This is a genomic window from Stenotrophomonas pictorum JCM 9942, from assembly GCF_001310775.1.
Taxonomy (GTDB): domain Bacteria; phylum Pseudomonadota; class Gammaproteobacteria; order Xanthomonadales; family Xanthomonadaceae; genus Stenotrophomonas; species Stenotrophomonas pictorum.
This window is the reverse complement of record NZ_BAZI01000691.1, coordinates 1-868: the sequence shown is the minus strand read 5'-3', so window position 1 is coordinate 868 and position 868 is coordinate 1. Positions and strand designations below refer to the sequence as shown.

Here is an 868-nt window from a genome sequence, read left to right as displayed (position 1 = left end):
GGGGCGGCCTGGATCGCGGCCGTCGCCGAACTGCTTGTGTCGCCGGCAGCCAGCGCGTCGACCACCGCCCGCAGCTGTTCGGGCGACGCACCCAGGGTCAGGACCTGGCGTCGCAGCTGTATCGCCATCACACAGACAAAACCGGCTTCCACCACCACATACAGCGCATGCAGCAGCACGATGCCGGTGCCGCTGCCCGGAGTGAAGGCGCGTACCGGCAGTCCGCGGGTCTGCATCCAGTAGAACCCCAGGTGATGCACGGCGATGGCGGCGGCGGCCACGGCCACGGGTATCCAGTCGCGGTAGAACAGCAGCAGCGCGATCACCACGAACACGCCGAAGTGCATTTCCACCAGGCCCTGGGTCTGCTGGATGGTCGCGGCGACCAGTGCCATCAGCACCAGCGCCACGGTGACGCGGCTGAGCAGGCTGCCCGGTGCCAGGCGCAGCTGCACGGCCATCAGCACCAGCGACGGCGCGCTGATCGCGGCAAACGGCAGCCAGCTGCCGTTCCACGCGGCGATGCCCAGCGAGGCCGCGCCCAGGATCAGGCCGAGCAGCAGAAACAGGCGGTCGGCCGCACAGGCCAACTGCTGGTAATAGGCATCGCGCGCGGGGGCGCTGGTGTGGGGACGGGCGGGCATCGGGGAACTCCGGTTCAGCAGGAACAGCGGGGAGGAAGAATCAGGGGCGGCGTGTGCGCCGAGAGCAGGTCCGGCAGCCAGTCGGCCAGTGCGGCGCGACCCTGTCCGCAGTACAGCGCGGGCAAGGCCAGGGGACCGGGCGTAGACCGGCTGGCCGCGCTGATCGAGCACCAGCAGCGCGTAGCCGTGGCCATCGACAAACGCTGCCGGCAGCGTGATGGCGC

General features: G+C 70.2%; 1 pseudogene. It reads right to left on the bottom strand.

Annotated features, from left to right (window positions below):
* Positions 1–644 (bottom strand): annotated as a pseudogene (locus JCM9942_RS20395) (methyl-accepting chemotaxis protein); the annotation flags it as partial.
* Positions 645–868: the final 224 nt, after the last annotated feature.